The sequence below is a fragment of the Halosegnis marinus genome, from assembly GCF_029338355.1.
GTDB classification, from domain to species: Archaea; Halobacteriota; Halobacteria; order Halobacteriales; family Haloarculaceae; genus Halosegnis; species Halosegnis marinus.
On the sequence record NZ_CP119803.1, the window covers coordinates 116,309 to 136,172 of the forward strand.

A 19,864-nucleotide genomic window follows, 5' to 3' on the forward strand; every position below is an offset into this window, starting at 1 on the left:
ATCGAATCCACTAGAAATTGGAGTCACTGAGCTGTTCCGACCGTGGGGTCTTAACTCTAGGCAAGACACGTGTCTAGATCTTGAGTGAAGATCGGCCGAGAATAGCCTCCTCGAGAACCGTTAACCACGATTTCACCGGAAACGTGGTGTGTGTGTCTCGGTAGGGTGCCAACGACCACCTATCCCCAGCTACTCTCTCATTCCTCGTATCGCGCGGAGCGTGGATCGTCGCTTAGGTGTCGCGACGAGACAGGGGTGAGTCGTGGTCACTTCTTCGCTCCACCACGACCGAGGTGGGGACACCGGGCTTCCGGTGAACTTCTCCACCCCTCGATTGCTATCCGGGATTTCATCGGAAACGAGGTGTGTTCTTCGTTCGTATGTTCTACGAACGACAGCCTACCCTTGATGTCCTGGTGCCCGTGCTTTCACCGGAAACATGGTGTCTGTCTCGACGAATTGTTGTTCGTAGCCTCTACGAACGCACTATATCTGGTCTCGCCGAATCGTCGCGAGATCCTCGGCACGGCGCGTTGTCCGGTGGCTTCCGTCAGTCACGAGTAACATATCTGGAGCTGTGATCACGGGGGCTGTGTCACCACGCTCAAATCCCGCGTCGCGAGCGTTCGGCAACTGGACTTGATAGCCGTGGCCTTCGATCTGGACTGCCGTGTAGACAATACGATAAATCGAGTCCGCATCTCGTGCTACACTCCCAACGAGCTCAACACGTTCACGGCCATCGATCCGATTTCGATTTCCGACGAGGAGTGTCCCATCGACCGCAACGACGAAAAGATCAGCGAGGGTGGTCGTCTCTCCGTCTACCTCTTCGACAAGCCCAGCCGTCCGGGCTGGCTTCGTGATTTGAAGCGCGAGCCCGCCCCCTGAGTTTTTGATGCTGTTGGCCATTCGTTCGTAGTTGCTGGGAACACGACTTGGTGGTTTGGGTAGTCGCTCGGCTGACCTAGATGCCCCTGTTCAATTGCCTCTTATATTTGCTCGCCACTGACATTCGTCATCCTCTCCCGAACAGTTAACTCACCGACGGATCTGCGCACATATATGGATAAGCAGAACGAACTGTATGAGGAAATAACCCCGATCCTCACTGAAGATGAGCTCGATGAATTACTCAATCTAACTTCCGGACCGCTCGATAGTGCGGCCAAACTCCAACGTGATGCGTTCAGGCGGCATATCCGAGAACGCTCCGAAGATGAACCTGATAAATTACGGGTAGCTCTCCAGGAGCTCTTCAAGTGGGATAACTATCCCGCTGCGATCGCCCTTTGGGCTGGCTACATCGAAAAAGCCGATTCACTCCGTTCCGAGGCACGAAGCTTCCAAAGTAGCGACGCGATCGAGTACGCTCTGATCGAGCGTGTCGGCCAACCAGTCTACAATTCCAGCGATTTTGGAAAGGATGAGCTTGACGATGCCGTTACTTGTGTCCTGCAAACATCAGCTGTAGCGCAGTACCGGCCTGAATTCTGGGCAGATGATGAAAAAGCGAGAGCACGAGTGGTGCATGTGCTTGACAAGGAGCTTGAAGACGTCTTCTCAGACGACGTCTGAACGGTAATCCACTTTGTATGCGAGTCCTCCCCTGACGTCACTCAACCAGTCATTCTCCCCGCGAGCGCCTGGGCGTATAGCGCCGACTTGGGCCTTCACCCTCACTTCTGATGAGGTTATACTGCTCGAGCTTGCTGAGGTACTTTCGAACAGTGCGTTTCGATTTCGGGCTCGTGACTCGTCCCGTATATCGCTCATAGATGTCCTTCGGCATCAGCGCCCCCGATTCAAGGAGGATGTCGTAGAGGAGTCGTTGATCATCAGTGAGCTTATCGAGGCTCCGTTGCCGGAGGGTATCTCTCGCAGCCGGGATCGCCGTTCGAATGTGCTCCTCTGTTATTGTGTCGGCACTATCCCATTCCGCTTCTTGGGCTGCTTGGCGGAGGAAGGTGATCGCATCACGAGCGTTTCCGGCAGCTGCATCTGCCAAGTGGTCCAGGTGGGGCGCATCAATCGCGCCTGGGGCGAGGCCAGCCTTCGCTCGAGCTTCGAGTATCGCGACGAGCTCGTCGTGGCTGTATTGATCGAAGTGAATCCGCATTGCCCCCGCAATCGTGATCGAACACGTTCGTCAAGCGGGTCGAGGATGTCCTCCTCGCGATTAGCGATCAGGATCAGTGTGAGCTCCGGAATCGCCCATAGTTCGCGAAGGAGATCCTTATCGGCAAGTTGATCGACCTCATCGAGAATCACAACATACGGCTCTGCAAGCTCCTCCAGCTGGCGCAACATCTCATCCTGTGGGGTGTTCCGACGGATCTGGTGGGTTGGACCGATTCCGTCGAGCAAGTCGAGGAGCACACGGAAGCGCTTCGAGTGGTTCCAACAGTCGATATACTGTGTTTGTACCCCGAGCGCTTGTTCCTCCAGCTTCGCTGTGGTGAAGCGTGCAAGGCATGTCTTCCCTGCGCCCGAGGGTCCTTCGATGAGTGTGTCTTGGGGGACGTCTCCCTCAACGACTGGTTCGAGGGCGTTCCGGAGGCGGTTTTTCTCCGCGTTCCGGTGGACAACGTCCCCGGGAACCCAGTCCGCATCGAGCACACGGGCGTTGTGAAGCATCTGTTATCGAAGGGAGATATGCTGTGAGGGCATAAGCGGCAGGGGCGGGCTTCCGGGTTTCCGGGTTTGGGAGAGTCGACTGCTCATAGGCGATTTCGATAGGGTATCTTTCACTGTGTCTATGTCCTGATCACTCCTGACTGGGTGAGAACCCGGTGGTCACGATGTCGGATACTCCCACACAAACAGAGGAATCGAGAAATCAAAATACTGCTTGAGCACCGCCTGAACGTCATTTTCTGTTCGACCAAGTGTGGGGAAATTGACGTATGAGGGGATCAATAGCACACCTGCATCAGCGCTTCTGCCCATCGAAAACACGTCCGGATCGCGATGAGCAATCTCCATTTTCATCAGGTGCCAATTTGCGCGCATCTGCTCGCCGCTTTCGTGCTCGACCACAACCCCATCCTTATACGCGTCAAAGCTGGCTCGGCGAGAAACCATGTCGTAGCCGACAGTCGTTTCAAACTTCACGGATACTTCCTGTTCCCAGCCGAGTGGGTCCAGTAGCTCACGTCGCTCACTCAGGTATTGGTTCCCGCCACCATGGTCGATATACGCTTCCGCAATTGCTGGGAGCTCCTGCTTCAATCCTTTCGCCTCGATGATCTCTCTACCCCCATTGAACGACCATGTGTCGCGTCTTCGAATTTCTGGCTTCATCGGCTGAGATGTCCGTTCTACATTGCTTACCCTTTGGGGCTGAGACGACACTATACCGTGCCGGGCGGCGGTGTTACTCCGATATTTTCGAGAACGATGTGAGTGTTCGCTCCGTCGTCTCACGGAGCTCACGCCGAATGTCCGTCTCCCCATACCCCATCGGGGAGAGCACGCTTGTGGCTGCTCGAATCAGCTCTGTGGCGTAGTAGGCTGGATCATACGCTTCGATCTCCTCGAACGCGAGTCGCACACGCTCGGGACCGTGCGTATCGTCGTCGACGATAACATACTCGACATCTTGGCCAGGGGCACGCGTAAGCCCGAGGGCGCGCGCCCGTCGCAGCGCCGCGGTCGTCGCCGTTCGCTGCGTGTATGCTTCCAAGGGCTTCGACGTTCGCGCTGTTTCGACCAGCGCGGCTGGGTCGACGTCTTCGTCACGCAGCCGCGTGAGCGCGCTGGAGAGCTCTTCGATAACAGTAGCTGTATCACGCGATTGATCGTACGTCTCGACGAGCCGCCGTTGGATATCGGCGATGTACGCAGGGGTCGATCGCTGGCGTGTCTCGATCCCCCGGAACTTGTACTCGTCGCGACCAGCGACCTTCCCGAAGTACTTCGTCAGCGCACCGGCCTCCGAGTCACGTTTCGGGACGAAGGCAACCCACTCGAAGTCGTTCTCGTGTTCGAGCGGAATGTTGACATCGTCAGTGATAGCTGCACAGATGTCGGCGAGCGGCTCGTGCGTGTCGACACGCGGAGTCACCCACAACGAGTCGATAATTCCGTGCACGACACGCCATCCCCCGCGTTCCAGTCGCGCCTTCGCGTCGAGCATGAGCTCGCGAGCGACAGCATTGATCGCTTCATGACACTCGATCCGCCCGAATTTCGCATTGCGGTAGCCTTGATAGCCGAAACACGAGACGAGAATCCATTTCAACGCATCCGCGCGGTGCTCGAAGTGTGCCCGCTCTGTGGGATCGTCTGTGGTGGCGATTCGCTCTTTGTAGGCGGCTCGATCATCGATGATTGGCCGAAGGACGTCCGGAATGAATCCACGGTCATCACACAGCGAGTAGTCGAGTCCCGGCACGTCTGCACGGTCATGACAGTCGCAGTCCGTCGTCTCCGGGGAGATATTCCACTCGCACATAATGTTCGGATACAACGAACCGAAGTCGATCTCTGAAATATCCTCGTGGACGCCAACCTCTGGAGAGAATATGAAACCCCCTCGATCGGCGGCGTGCAGTTGCTCGACGGACTTGAACGCCTCTGGATCCCACTTGTTCCACGGCGCGAGGACATCGCGAGCGGTCGCCTCGCGAAGCTGGATCGCCGTGAGAATGTTGCCGATCGATCCCCACGCAGTCTCCTGAATCGGCTTCCACGAGCGCTCGACGAGATCGAGGATTCCCTCAAGGCCACCCTTATCCAACATGAAGCTGTTCAACCGATCGATGATGGCTCGCCCCGGGATAGCGTATCGGGCTGGCGAATGTCCCACCTGGCCGTAACTCTCGTAGGTACTCGCCCCGGCTAATTGTTGATACCCAGAGCGACGACCAAGCGCGAACGCGTCGAGGCCGTGGTCATCCGCTGCCGATTCAAGCAGTGGGATCAGCTGAGCCGACGAACAGAGAAGGACATCCGGATCCACCGTGTCGAGTCGCTCGGCAAGGACTCGGAGCGTGGTCGCAGTGTCTCCGGCAACTGTCTCACCGTCGATCTGGAGGGCGTCAATGCGTTTCTCGGCGAGGTGCGGCTCAGCGAGAGTCAGCTCAAGTGTTCGGAGCGCCCGGGCAGGGACTGGTTCGGTGTCCGTTTCGAGGCAGTAGCGAAACTGCGGTGAAAGGTCAACGTTGTACAGGCGGAAGGTCGCGGGTTGGAATGCCGCCGGCTCATGATGATGGCGGATCTCGTTCGCAAGCGTTCGAAGCTCCCGTTCACGGGCGACGTCCACTCGGAGCACACGTGTCCGCGTCTCGGCGCCGAGCTCCGTGTAGTGGCGCTCTGCAGCGAGGTGGACGACTTTTGGATCGTCGGTGAGCCGCTCGTGGAGCGTCACAAGCGCAGTATCAGGGCCATCGATGTACAGCGTCGGGGCATAGTCGGGATTCGTGACGGTGTCGACCCCATCGCTGGTTGCGTGCCACTCGACCACGCCGCCGTCGTGAAACTCAACCGTCAAGAGTGGCATCGGTCTCCTCGGTCTCTTCGAGCTTGGCCACTCGCGATTCGAGCTGGCGACGCTCTGCTTCAAGCCCAATCACCATCGATAACAGGAGCGCCGTTGTCGGATCGCTCCGATTGAGATAACCGGCGGCATCGGCGTATTGCTCTGCGTAGGCGAACACGGAATCGAAGTCCTGCGTCGCGTCATGGCGAAGCGCGCGCCGGTAATCGCCCCACTGATCCCGTCGGCCCTCAAGGAACCGCCGGTACGTGGGACTGGTCCGGCCCATCTATGCCACCCCGGCAAATTCCATCTCGGATGCAGCCTCGACGAGCGTGGTGTCGCTGACTGCGCCGAATAGCTCGACCCAATATGGAATGGTCGTCTGCCAGCCTCCCTGGACCGGGTAGGCCCTTGTCTCGAAATCGTCACCCTCGAACAAACAGCCAAAGGGAGTCGTCTCGGCTGTTAGTTCACGGTCAGCGACCGTCGCGACGCGGTCGGCAAGCTCGTCGGTGGGGGCTGTTGAGACGAGTACGGCCACATCGTAGGTTTCGGCGAGTCCCTTCAGGCCAGTCAGGACAGCATCAAGCAGCGCATCGCGTTCGTGTGTTGGAACATCGTCGTCACGGTACAGCGACGTGATGTTCGGCAGGCAGAGCAATCCTGTCGAGCTGGTGGTTCGTGCCACCAGCCTGCGACACAGGGAGAAATGCTGGTAGGCGGTAAACGCTCGAGCGATCTGTAACCCGGAAAGTGTGGCCTCCGAGTGGGCCCGCTCGTAGAGCCGATAGGTACTGGCCACGTTCCGACTATCGACCCAGTATGCATGGTCGGTTGTCGGCAGTGCATCGAGGACGATTTCGTGGAATGCGGGCGACTGCGGGTGGTCAACCTGTAGATGTGTAATCCCAGAATCAATGTCTGGAATGGCCTGTCGGCGATGGCTTGTGCGGCTGGATGGTGTGTCCATGGGGCCGCATGCACGCCAGGATGGATAGGTGTCGAGTGTGGGCTTCCGGGTTTCCGGGTTTCCGGGGTTCAGTGTGGTGTGATCGGTGATGAGTCCTACGTCTGTGAAACTCCGTGTGTATCGATCTCTTCTGTGTCGTAGCTCATCGGCCCCTGATACTATTTACCCTCCACAATTCTGAATGTCTACTATCAAATGGCTCCGGAAGATGTAATCCGAAATCCTGGGCATGTCGACGGGGAGCTAGCCGAATTTCACGCGGCGGCAGATCTCGTCGAGCACAATTGTCGCGTTTCATACACCCACGGCTTGTACAAATACGACCTGATCGCAGACAGGGAAGACGAGCTCCTCCGTGTGCAGGTTAAGAAGGCCAGACAGGACACAGATAAGAGCTGGAAGTATTCGATACCAACTGGTGGGTATACCAACGACGAAATTGATCTCTTTGCGGGGTACGCACCTGGCCCAAACAAAGTGTTCTACGTCCCGGTCACAGATACCGGGAAGGAGTTTCGTGTCCTGGATAAGACGGGGGAGAACATGAACGAACACAATCGTGATCTGGCAAAGCTGATCGACGACTATACCTTCGAACGAGCGTTTCGGAAGCTGCGTGATGAGTGAGTACAAGCGCCTTCTTCTGCCCCCTTGAGACAGTAATTAAGTTTCGCGCTGTGTGAATCACGGGACATCGATGCAGTGTTGAGTTTCGATCGGGACTTCGATGGACTCGTCGATCGCATTGAACGGGGACGCTGAAATTGGGCGGTGGGTGTCGACACCTACTAGAGGCAATCAGCTCCACTCCTGGCGACAGATGCAGCCAGTCTGCTTCCGATGAACGTGCCAGGGCTGCCGATCGTCTGGTGCCGTCGCAGGATCACGGCACCACTACCTCAACGGACCAGTGACCCAAGCCACCCGAGGAGCTCCGTCACCAGTCCTCCAAGTACCTGCCAGTCAATTCCGGGAATTACGCCTGCAAAGAGCGCGCCCAGAAACACGGCGGTCGTGACAACGAGTGAAACAGCCCCATGCCGGGCGGCGGCTCCGGCGAGCTCAACGACGATGCCGAACACAATGTGCGCGCGAACCCCTGCATAGAGGAGCATCGCCGTCGAAACCAGGGCGCCGGCCGAGACGCCAACAATCCCGAACGTGTCGAGCATGTACGCGACGGCCAGCTGCAGTGCCTCACTGACCGGGGCCATCATTGGTGGTCGTGCTCCTCGATGACTGTGTACAGCGCCTGGCCGCGCTCGCATCCGTGTGAGAGCATCTGGTGGAGTAGGCGCTCGGTGTGGGCGCGCTGTGCAGCTGCACGAGCATTGGCCGTCGCAACGGGGTCGACATCACCCGCAAGGACGGTCAGCGTCCAGCGTCCACACGCCCCGGCGAGGACACGCCACAGCTGCACGCCCTCGGGGGCGAATACTGTCTCAGGCGTCCTGTGGTGAGCCCACGCCCGATAGCGAGTCCGGGCGGTCTCGTGGCGGGCGAGCGCTCCTTCGTAGTGCGCTTGTGCCGCGGCCGTGCCCCCGTAGTTCCACGCGAGGGCGCGACCGAGTGGCGTCCCGCGTCTCACCGCGCGAAGGGCTGCGGTTCCACAGGCGCTCGCTGCCGGCCCGAACGAGAGAGGGAATGCGTGTCGCGGGAGTCGGTCGAGCGGGTGTTCGTGTGCGACATGGGCGTCCCACCACCCGATGAACAGCAACAGCGCAGGGACGACAGCATACCCGACGCCCAGTGGCGCTGCGAGGAGCCGCCACACTGAGATCGCAAACAAACCACCGAGCATGATGCGTGCCAACGCCGTTCGCGTAAATCGTTGGCCGTGTCGGTGTGCACGCTGCCGTTCCCGTTCCGATTGGGCCGTCCAGTCGTCGGGAGTTATCGAGACCACTAGTCGGCGCCCTCCTCTGTGTCCATCGCGTCCCGCGTGACTGTTGCGCCCTCAAACTGGATTGTGTTCACTTCATCGGGGGTCCCAGCGTCTTTCCGCCGGTTCCAGAGGTACAACAGGAGGGCTGCGCCACCGATCACGACGACGATCGGCCCGAGCGTCGTGATTGTCGTTGTGAGAACGCCCGGGGCGACGAGCTCTGCACCAAACACGAGAATGCCGGCGGCAACAAGCGCGTACAGCGCCAGCGACTGGACACCGACCCGGCGCATGAACAACGGAACGCCGGCCAGGAGTCCAACGAGGATGAGCACGCGGACAGTCGCCGCCGGAATGAGACCCCCCGCGCCGAGAGAGATCGCTGTGAGCATCACGACACCACCGGCGAGCCATGTTTCCTGCTTCAGAATGCGGAAGCCCACACCCAGGAGCGACAGAAACATCGAGCCGACTGTTGTGATGACGGTGCCAACGCCACCAGCCAAGCGACCGATAAGCCCCGATACACCGCCACGGCCGTCGTTGGTGTCGCGCTGGGTACCGGTCTCGGTATCGCTGTCGTGACTGCGACGGAGCCGACCAACGACGAGCACGACGGCGATTAGTAGTCCCAGTCCTGCGCCGCCTGCGAGGAGAATCGACACCAGGTTTCCGGTGAAAAAGCCGCCCCTCTCGTTTGAGGTGCCATCCGACGGGCCAGCCCCGCCCGCCACCGAGGCGTTCTCACTACCGTCCACGTGCTCGATACGGACTATCTGTGGCTCGTCGCTGATATCGAAGATTGCTGGTGACTCGGCTTCGTCCTCGGCGAGCTGGATGCCGCGTGAGACGGATTGGAGCCGGTAGGTCTCGCCCGTCGTCGTGTTGTGATACGCGATGGTCAGCTCGTCGCCATCGTACTCACCAGGGGAGATAGCGAACGTCGGTGCCGTTGGATCGGGATCGATGACAGTCACCTCGACGTCGCCCGTCTCGACGGACACCGACACCGGGAGTGTCCGCATCGTCGCCTCGCCGTCTGCCGTCGCGTTTTGCATGACGACACGCTGCCCACCGGTCGATTCTGAGACCCATGACGACGACTGGTTCCATGTTGCAGCGTCGATGTAGTGGATAACGTTCGCCCGTGAGGTGTTGCCGACATCAATCGCGAGCGGCTCACCGGGGACGCGCGAGGAGACCGCGAACGCCGTGTTGAGATCCTCACCGGCAACCGACGGATCCAGTACCTCGATACTCCCGCCAGATGTTCGCGTGACGACGCCAGTGACGCGGACGCTTACGCGTTCAGCCTGCTCGACGGCGCCGAATGCGACCGTGAGGTTCGTCTCCTCGAGCGTGTAGCCCGGGGTGTCGACGGGCGACCACGTCTGGCCATCGCGGCGAACTTCGAGATCGCGTACGGCGACGACGGACTTCTGGAATGGGATCGTGAGGCTTGCACTCTCACGGTTACCCGCGTAGGTGTGGCTCACCTCGTAGCTTTCTGTCCACTCTGTCGCTGTGTAGTTCGCCGTTTGCTTCGACCGCGCTGTATGTTCGTAGCTGATACCAACGCGAGCAGTCGGTGCATCGCTCGACAGCGACGGGGCCGCCGAGACACTGACCGTGTTCTCGCCCGGCTGTATCCACGACGCGTCGGCTGTGTAGGTTGCCGTCTCGCCGTCCGCCAGCTGGCCGGCGTGTGTGATCGTTTGTCCGTTGATGTTCACCGTCGCGTCCTCCGTGACGGTTCGCTCCTGGAGGGTCAGCTCGACGGTCGCGCTTGACCAGCCCGTCGTCGACATGGAAGCGGTGTGCGTGCCGGTCGCGAGGGGGCCGATGTCGAACGTCCGCGTCTCGCCGTCGGATAGGAGGCCCGAGACGGACGCCTCGGCCGTCCCGTCGCCGTCAAGGTCCACGGCTGGATCCTCAGTGGCCATCCGCTCTGTCGCCGTCAGGTTCCAGCTGGCGCGCCCGCTCGTGAGCGTCGTCGTTATCTGTTGGGTGCCAATCGCGAGACCGGCCGTGTCGACCGTCTGCGTTTCACCGTCGCGGATCACGCCGGTGTAGCTTGCGTCGGGCGAGCCGTCGCCATCGAGATCGACGGCTGGGTCCTTCGTCGCGGTGACCGCGTCGGCGGTGATGGTCCAGTCCACGACGCCCGCACCCGTCGATGTCTCCACCGTGCGCGAGCCGGCTGTTAGTTCGGAGATGGGGACAGACGCGCTTGCACCAGGCGCTATCTGCCCGTTGTAGCTCGCCTCGGGAGCGCCGTCGCCGTCGAGATCCACGGACGGGTCCTCGGTGATGAACGTCTCGTCGGCGGTGATGGTCCAGCCAGTCGTCCCCGCGGTCGTCGACGTGTCGACGGTCGGCGTCCCCGTGCCGAGGTTCGGGAGCGATAGCTGGCTCGTCTGCCCGGTTGTGAGGATACCATTGTGCGAGGCATCCGGCGTACCATCACCGTCGATGTCTACTGACGGGTCCTCCGTCGCCGTGCGCTCAGTGAACGAGAACGAGTAGTCGGGCACGGGCCCGGAGCCGGCACTGGTCGTGACCGTGCTGTCACCGGTGGCGAGCGATGGGACCTCCACCGTCACGGTGTCGCCGGCTTGGTAGACGCCGGTCGCGCTCGCTTCGGGAGAGCCGTCACCGTCGATGTCCACCGACGGGTCCTCCGTCGCCGTTCGTTCCGTGTAGTCAAGCGACCAGTCCGGGGCGGGACCCGAAGAGGACCCAGTATCGACCGTCTGCGTGCCGGTCGTCAATTCCGAGAGGCTGAGCGTCGTCGTCTGGCCTTGCGTGAATACCCCGGCCGCGGTCGCCTCCGCGGTTCCATCACCGTCGATATCCACCGAGGGGTCCTCGGTTGCGCTTCGCTCGTTCATCCGAAGGCTAGCGTCGAACTCGCCGCCATTCGAGGCAATCGTGATCTCGGTTACAGACGTATCCAGTGCGGGAAGTTCGACTGTCTGAGTCCCACCGCTCCCGATAAACCCGGCATAGTACGACTCACCGTTGTCCAAATCGACGTTCACGTTGCCGGGTTCGGAGACAGCCGTGATGTCCGCTGCCTGATTATAGGTACTGCTGTCATCGGTCCGAAGCGCGGCTTCGTCTGTCGAATCCATCGGAATCACTGGTCGCCCACTATCGGGGGACAGGAACATCACCGTCACATAGCTGTACCCTCCGGGATCGAAGTCACTGATGCCCACGTTGGCGGTACCACTATTCTGCCCACTTGGTGGAGTGAACGACCCTACGTATGTCATGGAGCCCGTGTCGAGCGTTTGATCGGGCATTCCCCGCTCCAAATATATCTCAAGATGCCCGCCGTCTACCAGCGAATTGCGGCTCCACCTAATGTCGAGGTCGGTGATCGTTCCCCCATTCGGAACCGGGATTCCGTAGTTGTGGAATCGGTTTGCGGGCCCGATAGTGTCCTGAGTGTCGAACGCGTTCGCCGTCAGCGTCCGCCCCGTGATTTCGATCTCCGGCTCGTTGTTCGACGATGGCCCAGTGGGGTCGAGGTTTCCGTCTACAGATATTCCCCGGCTGAACGTTCCGTAGGTTGCGACGATGTTCGACCACGAGTAATCGTTCGACGTCGTCGTCGTCCGGCCCGTAAGCGTCACCTGCGCGTTCGTCGGCTCCAGGTTTCCGCTGACGGAGACGGTGTCACCGTCGATTCCACTCGCGATCGCGGCCGTGTTCGAGCCACGCCCTTCGAGCGTCACCGTCGGCTCGTTGTTCGTCGACGGGCCGGTCGGATCGAGGTTCCCGCCCACGCTGACCGACGACCCGCTCGCACCGGAGACCGTGCGGCTGTTCGTGGGGACCTGCCCTTCGAAGGAGATGGTCGCGTTCTGCGGCGGGGCGTTCCCGTCGACCGCGATGGTCGTCCCCGAGCCCGCGCCGCTCCACGTCTGCCTGGTCGTCGTTTCGACGCCAGTAAACTGGATGAGCCCGTTCTCCGCCGGGATGTTCCCCCCGACGGTGATGTCTTTCGTGTCGCCGGTTGAGGCCCCTGCAGTCGACCACGACTGCTGGGTCGTCGTCTCGACGCCGTGGAACGTCACCGACTCGCCCGTCGGGGCGAGGTTCCCGTCAACGGTCACCGATGTCGAACCGCCCGATCCGAGATCCGTCCCCATCCACGAGGCAACCCGCGACTCGGTCGTTCCCGTGAGCGTCACCGTTGGCGAGCCGTTCGGCCCGGTCGCGTTCGCGTTGCCGCCCACCTGATACTGGAAGCTCTCACCGTTGAGCAGCGTCGATGCCGAGACGTTATCCCATGAGCGCGACTCCACGCCAGTTAGCGTGACGGTGAAGTTCTCGACACCCGCGGCACCGGCGTCACTCATATTGTAGGTCCATGAGGCGCCATCCTGCGCCGGGTCGGCGGAGACAGACACACTCCCTCGAAGTAGACCGTGTTCGTCGAAAAATGTTCGAAGCGAACGAGGGCATACGTCTGGGCGTTGGCCTCGACGTACCGAATCGGCTGGGTCGTCCGTTCGTCCGTCTCGCTGTTCACGACCGTCGCGAACGCTGGCGTTCGTCCAAGCGCTTGTTCGAGCGCCTGTTGTGGGATGCCGACAACACGGCCGATGTCGCGATCCGAGGTGAAATTCATCGCAAAGTCCGGGTCGACGCTGTCGCCATCAAACGTGAGCTCGACAGTGAGCGAGTCGGCGGCGTCCGTCGCTTGAACGCCCGCGAAATCATCGGCAGAGATGTCGTTGAATTCCGATTGGATGGCTGCCGGGAGCCCGGACGTGACTGACGAGGCAGGACCATCCCACTCGACGTCGTCTGTAGTGGTCGTCGTGTTGTTCACGGGCACGCTCGCGAATGTGTCAGTGTCCGCGCCACCGAGCGCTGGGGCGGGCGCGTGCGGGGCCGGTGGCGCACCCGGTGGCGTCGCGGGCGCTTTTGTCCCCGAGAGCGCGATTGCGGGCGCGACCATGCTCGTCGCGAGCAAGAGCGCGAACATGACTGCAAGCGCTCGCGCGCCGACGCGGGTACCGGCCTGGCTACGCATGTGTGATCACCTCTAGTCCCGCTGCCCGCGTGCGCGCCGGCCCAGTACTGTCCCGGCCTGCGCGTCCACCGCGGCGCGGACGGTGCGCGTCAGCCGCACGTGCGGCCGTAGACGCGGTCGTGTGGACCGAGGCGTGCGTCGACGCGTCGCGGTTGCAGGCGAGCACACGCGCTGGCCTGTGGGCGTTCACAGGCCCACCTCGCCCGGGCGCACATCCGCGTCCACGGACCCGAACGCAGCGTTGTCGCTGGGCATGATCCCGATATCGCCGAGCGAGCGACTGATCAGTGGCTTCGCCGTCCGAAAATCCACCTCCTCGATTTCCTCGGAGTGACGCAACCGAGCGCTCGCTTCCATCAGGCGCATCATTGCACCGATCTTCCGGGCGGTGACTGGGAGCGCAGGGAGCTCGTCGGTCATGCCCGCGGCGTCGTACTGGTCGGGGCGGTAGCGATTCGGGAGATCGGTTTTGAGGTTGGTGAACCATGTGGTAACGAGCTGTGTCACTGCAGGATCGCGGATGACCGGCTGGTACTCTTTCGCGGCTGCGATGTAGGCGACGATCGTCCGGTCGGAGAGATCGGATTCGATGGTGTGTCGCTGGGCGTCAGGGAGGGCCTCTCCCCGCGCTTGCTTGCCGGCTGCCGTCCGGCTGGTCACCATCATCTCGGCGAGTGATTCGACGAACGCCTCCTCGGTGCGCTCACGGACGACGAACATCAGATCGAACCGGGAGAGGAGCGGGGACTGGAGATCGACTTGGTCGGCGATTTCTGTGCTCGGATCGATATGCCCTCCGGTGGGATTGCCCGCGGCCAACAGTGCCGTCTTGGCTGGGAGCATCGCGTTCTTGCCGGCCTTCGAGATGAGGACGCGTTGGGACTCAAGCGCCGTATGGAGCGCATCGAGATCCGCAGTGGCACCCTTGTCGAGCTCGTCGACGACCGCCAACCCCTCGTGGGCTAAGACGAGCGTGCCGGCGTCGATCGACCACTGCTCATCCGAAAACGAGTCCTTCGAGATCGCTGCGGTGAGGCCGGCGCTAGACGAGCCCGTTCCATCCGTGATTGCTCCGCGCGGCGAGAGCTCGTAGGCCCGCTCAAGCAGGCCTGTCTTGTCGGTGCCCGGGTCCCCGAGGAGGTAGATGTGTGAGTCACCGCGGTAGTACCGCCCGCCATCGGATTCGCGTGCCCACCCGCCGAACAGCTGGAGGAGCAAGGCGAGCTTGATGTGTTCATCGCCCGCGTGGCCGGGGGCGAATTCCGAAACGAGGAGACGAGCTGTGTTCGGATGCGTACGAATCGTCTCGATCTCCTCGGCGTAGGCGTCCGTGTCGATCTCGGCGAACGAGTCTTCCTCGGTCGTGACGGCTTGGCCGATGAGCTGCTTTTTCCAGACGACCTTGCCTTTGTTGTACACCGGCGTGACGCGGCCGGTCACGGTGACACGCGTCCCGCCCTCGATCGCGTCATCGCCGGCGAGATCACCGCTCACGTGGACATCGATATTCTCCGTCTCGCCTTGGGCCTGCTCTGGCGGCTGTTGAAGCCGGATCTTCTGGTGATTCGTCCACTCGCTTTGTGCTTCCTTCAGCCGGAAGGGCCCCTGCAGCTCACAGCCGGCGCATTCGTTCGGCTCACGCATCATGCCCGACGGCGGCTGTGTAACCCGGGTGAGCGTCTCGCACCGCAGGCAGCTGAACGCGCCCAGCTGCAGCTTTGGATTCACCTCCGTCCGTTTGGTGATCTGTCCCTCGACATCGATGAGCCGGGACATCGTGTCTGCGGGTGAAAACCCGCCAACTGTGAACGTCTCCGACGCTGGAAGATCGGTGAACCGAACGTTCGCGAGTCCGAGCGGCACGTTGCGCTCCGGCAGCTCGATATCATGGAGCGCTGCCTCTGCAGCCTCCTGTGAGCGCTCTGGTTGTCGTGGAATGTCGCTGGCCAGTCGCGTGTCGGTGACAGCGAGCTCCCTAACGGGAATGTACAGCGATCGCTCGTCTGGATACGCGTCGGCAAGCGCTCGAATGTCAGCTGCGAATTCTTCGCGAAGCACCTGCGTCCACCGCGCATCGAGGGTCATGCCGGCCACCCCTGGGCATGCGTGTGGAGTGTAAGGCCCCGATCGATCCCCCGCCCCGGGGGGCTTGTCACATTCCGACTCTGAATGCGCGCGTACAACTGGTGTCGGCTCCCCGAGACAACCTCGAAAAAACGAGGCCGCCGGGGCCTGGGGACGCACCGCGGGCCGATAGGGAGATGGGTGGAATGGGGTGTTTCGAGCGGCTGCAAGCGCTGGGTCCCATCGGTTGTTGGCGCGGCTGCTGGTACTGTGTGTTCCCTGTGAGAATGCTCAGTCATCCGCGATCGCCTCCGTGATGCCACTGATCTCGCCTTGGGCTGGCTTCGGCAGCCGAGCCACGACCGTCTCCTCGCTCGGTGTGGTCGTCGGTGTCGGCTCCATGACGAGCTCGACGTAGCGGCCGTCTGTGCTCTCACGGAGCGGCGCACAGAAGCGCAGGCCATCAATCGGCGACACCAGCTCGTCGATTATCTCGCCGGAGTCGACCGAGATACTGCCCGAGCCGGGATCCTTGACGAGGAGCCGATGGGCGTGGGCGTTCTGCCACTCGCCGAAGATTGTGTCATCGAAGGCGAGCTCACGCGAGACGGTCTCATCGGACGCGGCTTGGACATCGGCGGGCGGCTCGAATCGGATCTTCACCCAGCGTGAGGCCCACTCGTTGTCGCTCGGCTCAGCGATGTTTCCCCAACCGAACAGTGAGAATTCGTTTTCGACGAAGCAGATCCCGGTGCCCTGGGGCTGCCCGGAGAGAATGTCGGTCTCCATCGGCACCTTCTGCATTCCGAGCGGATAGCTCGACCGCCGGCCTTGCGTTGGGTTTGGCGAGCCATCCGCTAGCTGGATGTGCCATTTGAACTCACGGCGGACGATCTCGTGGACGTTTCGGCCACGGTGACCGAAGAAAAACAGCGAGAGTTTGCGCTTGCGTGAGGCTGCCCACAGCGACCGAAGCAGCTCGATCTTGTCGTGGAGGCGGCCTTCGGCGTTCGAGGCGCTTTGCTTGATGAAGTCGCCACACTCGTCGAACAGCAACGACCACCACTCGTTGAACGGGCCGTACTCAGCTCGGGCGACAATGAACGCGAACCACCAGTCGATGGTCCGGGTGCCGGGGTCGTGGACCGGGTCATCACTCTCCCATGCGGGCGTGAACTCGAACGTACCAGTCACACGGTCGGTGCGCTCGATGACGGTCGAACAGCCGGCGAATGATGGGTCCGGGTAGACGACATTGAACGTGCCTGCGGGACGCTCGCTGATTTGATCGAGGAGATCGTAGACATCGTCGTAGTAGACCACCTCGCGAACGAGCTCGTCGAGACGCTCGTTGGCGAGCGGTTGGAGGCGGTCATCGCTTTCCTCCTCCATGATTGTCCCGTCGAGCTCGACGCTCGCGGGGAGATACAACTGCGTCCAATGGCGATAGGGGAGCCAACCGGAACTTTCCGACCGGCCACGCCAGATGACTTTCTCGTCGTTTTCCTCCATGAGCCGCGGCGACAAGTTCCGGGCGAACGTCGTCTTCCCGGCGTCACGCTCGGCCGTGATGAAACAGTCCGTGGCCTTGTTCGAACGCGCACGTTCGGCCGACTGTTCGTGGATGAACGTGTCCGGGTAGACCATCCGCCCGAACTTGTGCTCGCAAAACGCCTCGAGATCGAAGCTCGGAATCGAGAACTTGCCGCGGATCTCCTGAGCATCCGATTCGTAGTACTTTGGCGCGCGATGGTCACGAAGGACTTCATAGCCCTGCAGTGTTCGCTCGCCCCAGTCGTAGCCGTCCGGTGGTGTTTGGTGTGGCATAGTGAGAATCAGCCCTGTGGTGCGCCGACATCGTCGACACGCTCTTCGCTCGATTCACCAGCGACGGCTGCGAGCCCACGCACGCAGCGATTGGTCGCCGGGAGGAGATACCGCGCCGCTAACTGCTCGCGCTCGCGGACGGCCGCCGGGCAGCATCGACGAGAACACCCCTGGCGGCACGTTGTGAGAGGATTCGATGCTCCAGGTGGTCGCCGCCGGGTACGTTTCGGATTTCGCCCCACGTGGCGTGGTCGAGCCGTTGGAACCAGGCCTCGACATCGCGGACTGACGTGAACCCATCGAGGAAGCTCTCCAGGGCAGCTGTCTGGAGCGCGAAGTACTCCTCGAAGGCTGGTCGAAGCGCGAAGAACGGTGACTTGTCTGGATCCGGCGGGTTGGCTTCGACAGCATACTCAGTTGCAGACGTCCGGAGCTCGCGATACGCGGCGAGCGCGGCCGGCCGCAGATACCGTGAGCGCAGTCGATGGCGCGCGGCTCTTGCGGCCGCGTCTGTGAGATCGTGCGCTGGCGAAACACGGGTACGTGCGGGCTCGTGGCATAGCGCTGCGAGCGTCGTCCGCTCGTGTGTGTCCGCGAGCGCGAAGTAGATCCGATCGGCGAGCCGGCCGAACGAACAGTACTGGAAGCGGAGCATCCATTCCAGCAAGGCTCGGCGATCGGCGAAGCCGTCGGTGAAGGTGCCGATCGCACGACGCTGATGATCGTTGAGGTTCCGGAGGGCCGGATGTGCGTCATGTGGGCCATCCGATGTCCCCCTCGGCCCCGATATGGGCTCGGGCGGCTCTTCCTCAGGGGTGGGTGCGCCTCGCTCACCTGGGACCCCCACACCGCGCTTGCCCGTTGCCACTGGCATGTTCGAATCGGGCTGGACAGTGGTGTCGCGGTTGGTGCCCACTAGTCGTCACCCGAGGTGTTGGCCCGTCGGCCGGCGTGGGGACGCTCGCTCGTGAGCTCGTCGTCCGGCCAGTCAATATCGCGCTCGTGTGCGCTCCCGATGACGGACTCGTCGTTGGCGTTGCGAACCTCCTCGACGACATCCTCGGAGCGACGGATCTCGCTGCGGAGCTCACGGAGGAGCTCCTCACGCTGGCGGTTTTCGTCGATGCCTTTCTCCAGCTGCATTGCCGTTACAACGGCATCGCCGAAGTGGCCCTGCGCAGGCGTGAACCGAGCAACACCATTGACGGCGTGCGTGTGCACGAAGACAACCACCCCGATCGCCCCCAGAATGGCGGCGAGAGGCCCACCGAGATAGTATCCCACGGCACCGCCGATGGCGAGCTCGCCAAGGTGGTTGAGAATGCCTGTGATGTCGAGACGGCCATCCGCCGTTCGTGTGTCGAGCTCGAACGCAAATCCTTCGGGGGAATACTCGTAGGTGACATCGGCGTCCTCGTCGATGAAGACGAGCTTATCGGCGGCCGATTTCCCCGTGAGCTCAAGTTCCGACTTGATCCGATCCGCATTGTTGAGGACAGCCGCACCGCCCCACAGCCGCGCGAGGAACGGGACGATACCACGGCGGATGACGACGGTCCTGCCATCTGCGAGCGTTGCAACTTTGATGATCGGCATCTCCCCACGGAGCGCCGACCGGGCCTCCCCGCCGGTGAACGTCTTGTCGATCTTCGTTGAGACGCCAAGCAGCGCGAGCCTCGTCACCTGCGAGTGTGATTTCTCTAACCAGAGGGCCCCGGCCGCCCCACAGACGAGGACGGCGACGACGAGCGGCATCGAGACGAGGAAATTCGACGCCCATACCCAGGAGATCAGCAAGATGCCGACGACGGCGAACACGATGGTCCCGAACCAGAGCGTGAGGTTTCCGGGCCCCTTCCCGACCTTGTTGAGGATCTTCGGGACGAAGTGTGCGTCAAGCAGTAGCCCGACAAAGATCGGGAGCACGAACACGAGGAGGGCACGCCCGAAGAACCCAGCCTCCGTGTTGATGGCGACTGCCGAGGAGAGCGGTGCGGAGTCGTGCGACCACGTCCACCGTGCACCCTCAACCCCCTCGATCCAGAGGACGGCCTGCTTCCCCTCGTGCTTGGGGAGGGTGATGCTCGTCTGGTCGCGATAGGCGCCGTCGTTCAGTGTTATGTCCCAGGACCGCTCCTCGATGTCGGTGGGCACGGTCATCGTCTGGGTCGTGTTGTCCGTCGTGACGACACGCTCGGCGGTGTCGTAGAACACCGCCCGCACGGTGTACTCCGTCTGTTGGGGGTCGAACCGGATGGCTCTGAACACGAGTTCGTTTGAATGGACGGACGAGCGGGGGCCGAGATCCCAGTTGATTCCAAACAGGCCGAGGAAGCCAACGGCGGGATACTCTACTTTCAGCTCGCCGTACTCGGAAAAGCGCCTGATGCTCTGTGGCGTGTCTTCCCCGACCGGTAAGTCACCGCCGCGGCGAAGCTCCTCGAGCGTGTACCCCTGTCCCGCCGTCACATTCGCCTGTGCGCTCGTCTGGGCGTCCTGTGCGACCGCGAGCCCGATGGCCGGACCGAGCGTCGAGAGGACGACAGCGACAACGAGCACGGCACGAAGGCCGCTATGCATGCTGCA

General features: G+C 61.7%; 17 protein-coding genes and 1 pseudogene. 3 read left to right on the forward strand and 15 right to left on the reverse strand.

Annotation, left to right across the window (positions count from 1 at the left end; genetic code table 11):
* Nucleotides 1–486: 486 nt before the first annotated feature.
* Nucleotides 487–912, reverse strand: a complete 426-nt coding sequence (locus P2T37_RS15250; RefSeq protein WP_276236245.1) for a hypothetical protein — start codon at nt 910–912, stop codon at nt 487–489.
* Nucleotides 913–1,065: 153 nt separating this feature from the next.
* Between P2T37_RS15250 and P2T37_RS15255 the strand changes: the two genes are divergently transcribed.
* Entirely contained in the window at nt 1,066–1,578 is a 513-nt protein-coding gene (locus P2T37_RS15255; protein WP_276236246.1) for a hypothetical protein, read from the forward strand.
* A gap of 49 nt (nt 1,579–1,627) precedes the next feature.
* Here P2T37_RS15255 and P2T37_RS15515 read toward each other — a convergent pair whose 3' ends face one another.
* The 6 genes from P2T37_RS15515 to P2T37_RS15280 form a co-directional block, all read right to left on the reverse strand.
* A complete protein-coding gene (locus P2T37_RS15515; RefSeq protein ID WP_382211972.1) occupies nt 1,628–2,032 on the reverse strand; it encodes a Cdc6/Cdc18 family protein in 405 nt (134 codons plus the stop codon).
* The gene (locus P2T37_RS15260; RefSeq protein ID WP_276236247.1) at nt 1,915–2,637 is read right to left on the reverse strand and encodes a Cdc6/Cdc18 family protein; all 723 of its coding nucleotides are present in this window, start codon (nt 2,635–2,637) and stop codon (nt 1,915–1,917) included. Before P2T37_RS15260 ends, P2T37_RS15515 begins: the two co-directional genes overlap by 118 nt.
* Before the next feature lie 159 nt (nt 2,638–2,796).
* Entirely contained in the window at nt 2,797–3,303 is a 507-nt protein-coding gene (locus P2T37_RS15265; protein WP_276236248.1) for a hypothetical protein, read from the reverse strand.
* A 73-nt stretch (nt 3,304–3,376) separates the two neighbouring features.
* Nucleotides 3,377–5,503 carry a type B DNA-directed DNA polymerase gene (locus P2T37_RS15270; protein WP_276236249.1) on the reverse strand — a complete coding sequence of 709 codons (2,127 nt, stop codon included), beginning with the start codon at nt 5,501–5,503 and terminating at the stop codon, nt 3,377–3,379.
* Complete coding sequence (locus P2T37_RS15275) at nt 5,484–5,768, reverse strand: DUF8156 family protein (RefSeq protein ID WP_276236250.1); 285 nt, start codon at nt 5,766–5,768, stop codon at nt 5,484–5,486. Before P2T37_RS15275 ends, P2T37_RS15270 begins: the two co-directional genes overlap by 20 nt.
* Nucleotides 5,769–6,452, reverse strand: coding sequence for a P-loop NTPase family protein (locus tag P2T37_RS15280; RefSeq protein ID WP_276236251.1), 684 nt, complete (start codon nt 6,450–6,452; stop codon nt 5,769–5,771).
* A 195-nt stretch (nt 6,453–6,647) separates the two neighbouring features.
* On the opposite strand from P2T37_RS15280, the gene P2T37_RS15285 reads away from it, so the two are divergent.
* Both P2T37_RS15285 and P2T37_RS15520 read left to right on the forward strand, forming a co-directional pair.
* Nucleotides 6,648–7,079: a group I intron-associated PD-(D/E)XK endonuclease gene (locus P2T37_RS15285; protein ID WP_276236252.1), complete on the forward strand. Its 432-nt coding sequence runs from the start codon at nt 6,648–6,650 to the stop codon at nt 7,077–7,079.
* A 45-nt stretch (nt 7,080–7,124) separates the two neighbouring features.
* Nucleotides 7,125–7,214: pseudogene (locus P2T37_RS15520) on the forward strand (type II toxin-antitoxin system VapC family toxin); the annotation flags it as partial.
* A gap of 137 nt (nt 7,215–7,351) precedes the next feature.
* Here the strand turns inward: P2T37_RS15520 and P2T37_RS15290 are convergent.
* From P2T37_RS15290 to P2T37_RS15325, 8 genes are all read right to left on the reverse strand, one after another.
* Nucleotides 7,352–7,669 (reverse strand): hypothetical protein, encoded by a 318-nt coding sequence (locus P2T37_RS15290; RefSeq protein ID WP_276236253.1) that lies wholly within the window; start codon nt 7,667–7,669, stop codon nt 7,352–7,354.
* Nucleotides 7,666–8,226 (reverse strand): hypothetical protein, encoded by a 561-nt coding sequence (locus P2T37_RS15295; RefSeq protein WP_276236254.1) that lies wholly within the window; start codon nt 8,224–8,226, stop codon nt 7,666–7,668. The genes P2T37_RS15290 and P2T37_RS15295 overlap by 4 nt, the downstream gene beginning before the upstream one ends.
* Before the next feature lie 131 nt (nt 8,227–8,357).
* Nucleotides 8,358–12,707, reverse strand: a complete 4,350-nt coding sequence (locus P2T37_RS15300; protein WP_276236255.1) for a hypothetical protein — start codon at nt 12,705–12,707, stop codon at nt 8,358–8,360.
* A complete protein-coding gene (locus tag P2T37_RS15305; protein ID WP_276236256.1) occupies nt 12,704–13,387 on the reverse strand; it encodes a hypothetical protein in 684 nt (227 codons plus the stop codon). The genes P2T37_RS15300 and P2T37_RS15305 overlap by 4 nt, the downstream gene beginning before the upstream one ends.
* A 186-nt stretch (nt 13,388–13,573) precedes the next feature.
* Nucleotides 13,574–15,472 carry a minichromosome maintenance protein MCM gene (locus tag P2T37_RS15310; protein WP_276236257.1) on the reverse strand — a complete coding sequence of 633 codons (1,899 nt, stop codon included), beginning with the start codon at nt 15,470–15,472 and terminating at the stop codon, nt 13,574–13,576.
* A gap of 270 nt (nt 15,473–15,742) precedes the next feature.
* Entirely contained in the window at nt 15,743–17,278 is a 1,536-nt protein-coding gene (locus P2T37_RS15315; protein WP_276236258.1) for an ATP-binding protein, read from the reverse strand.
* 118 nt (nt 17,279–17,396) lie between these two features.
* On the reverse strand, nt 17,397–18,194 hold the full coding sequence (locus P2T37_RS15320; RefSeq protein ID WP_276236259.1) for a hypothetical protein: 798 nt from the start codon (nt 18,192–18,194) through the stop codon (nt 17,397–17,399).
* Nucleotides 18,194–19,858 (reverse strand): hypothetical protein, encoded by a 1,665-nt coding sequence (locus P2T37_RS15325; RefSeq protein ID WP_276236260.1) that lies wholly within the window; start codon nt 19,856–19,858, stop codon nt 18,194–18,196. The genes P2T37_RS15320 and P2T37_RS15325 overlap by 1 nt, the downstream gene beginning before the upstream one ends.
* Between the last annotated feature and the right edge of the window lie 6 nt (nt 19,859–19,864).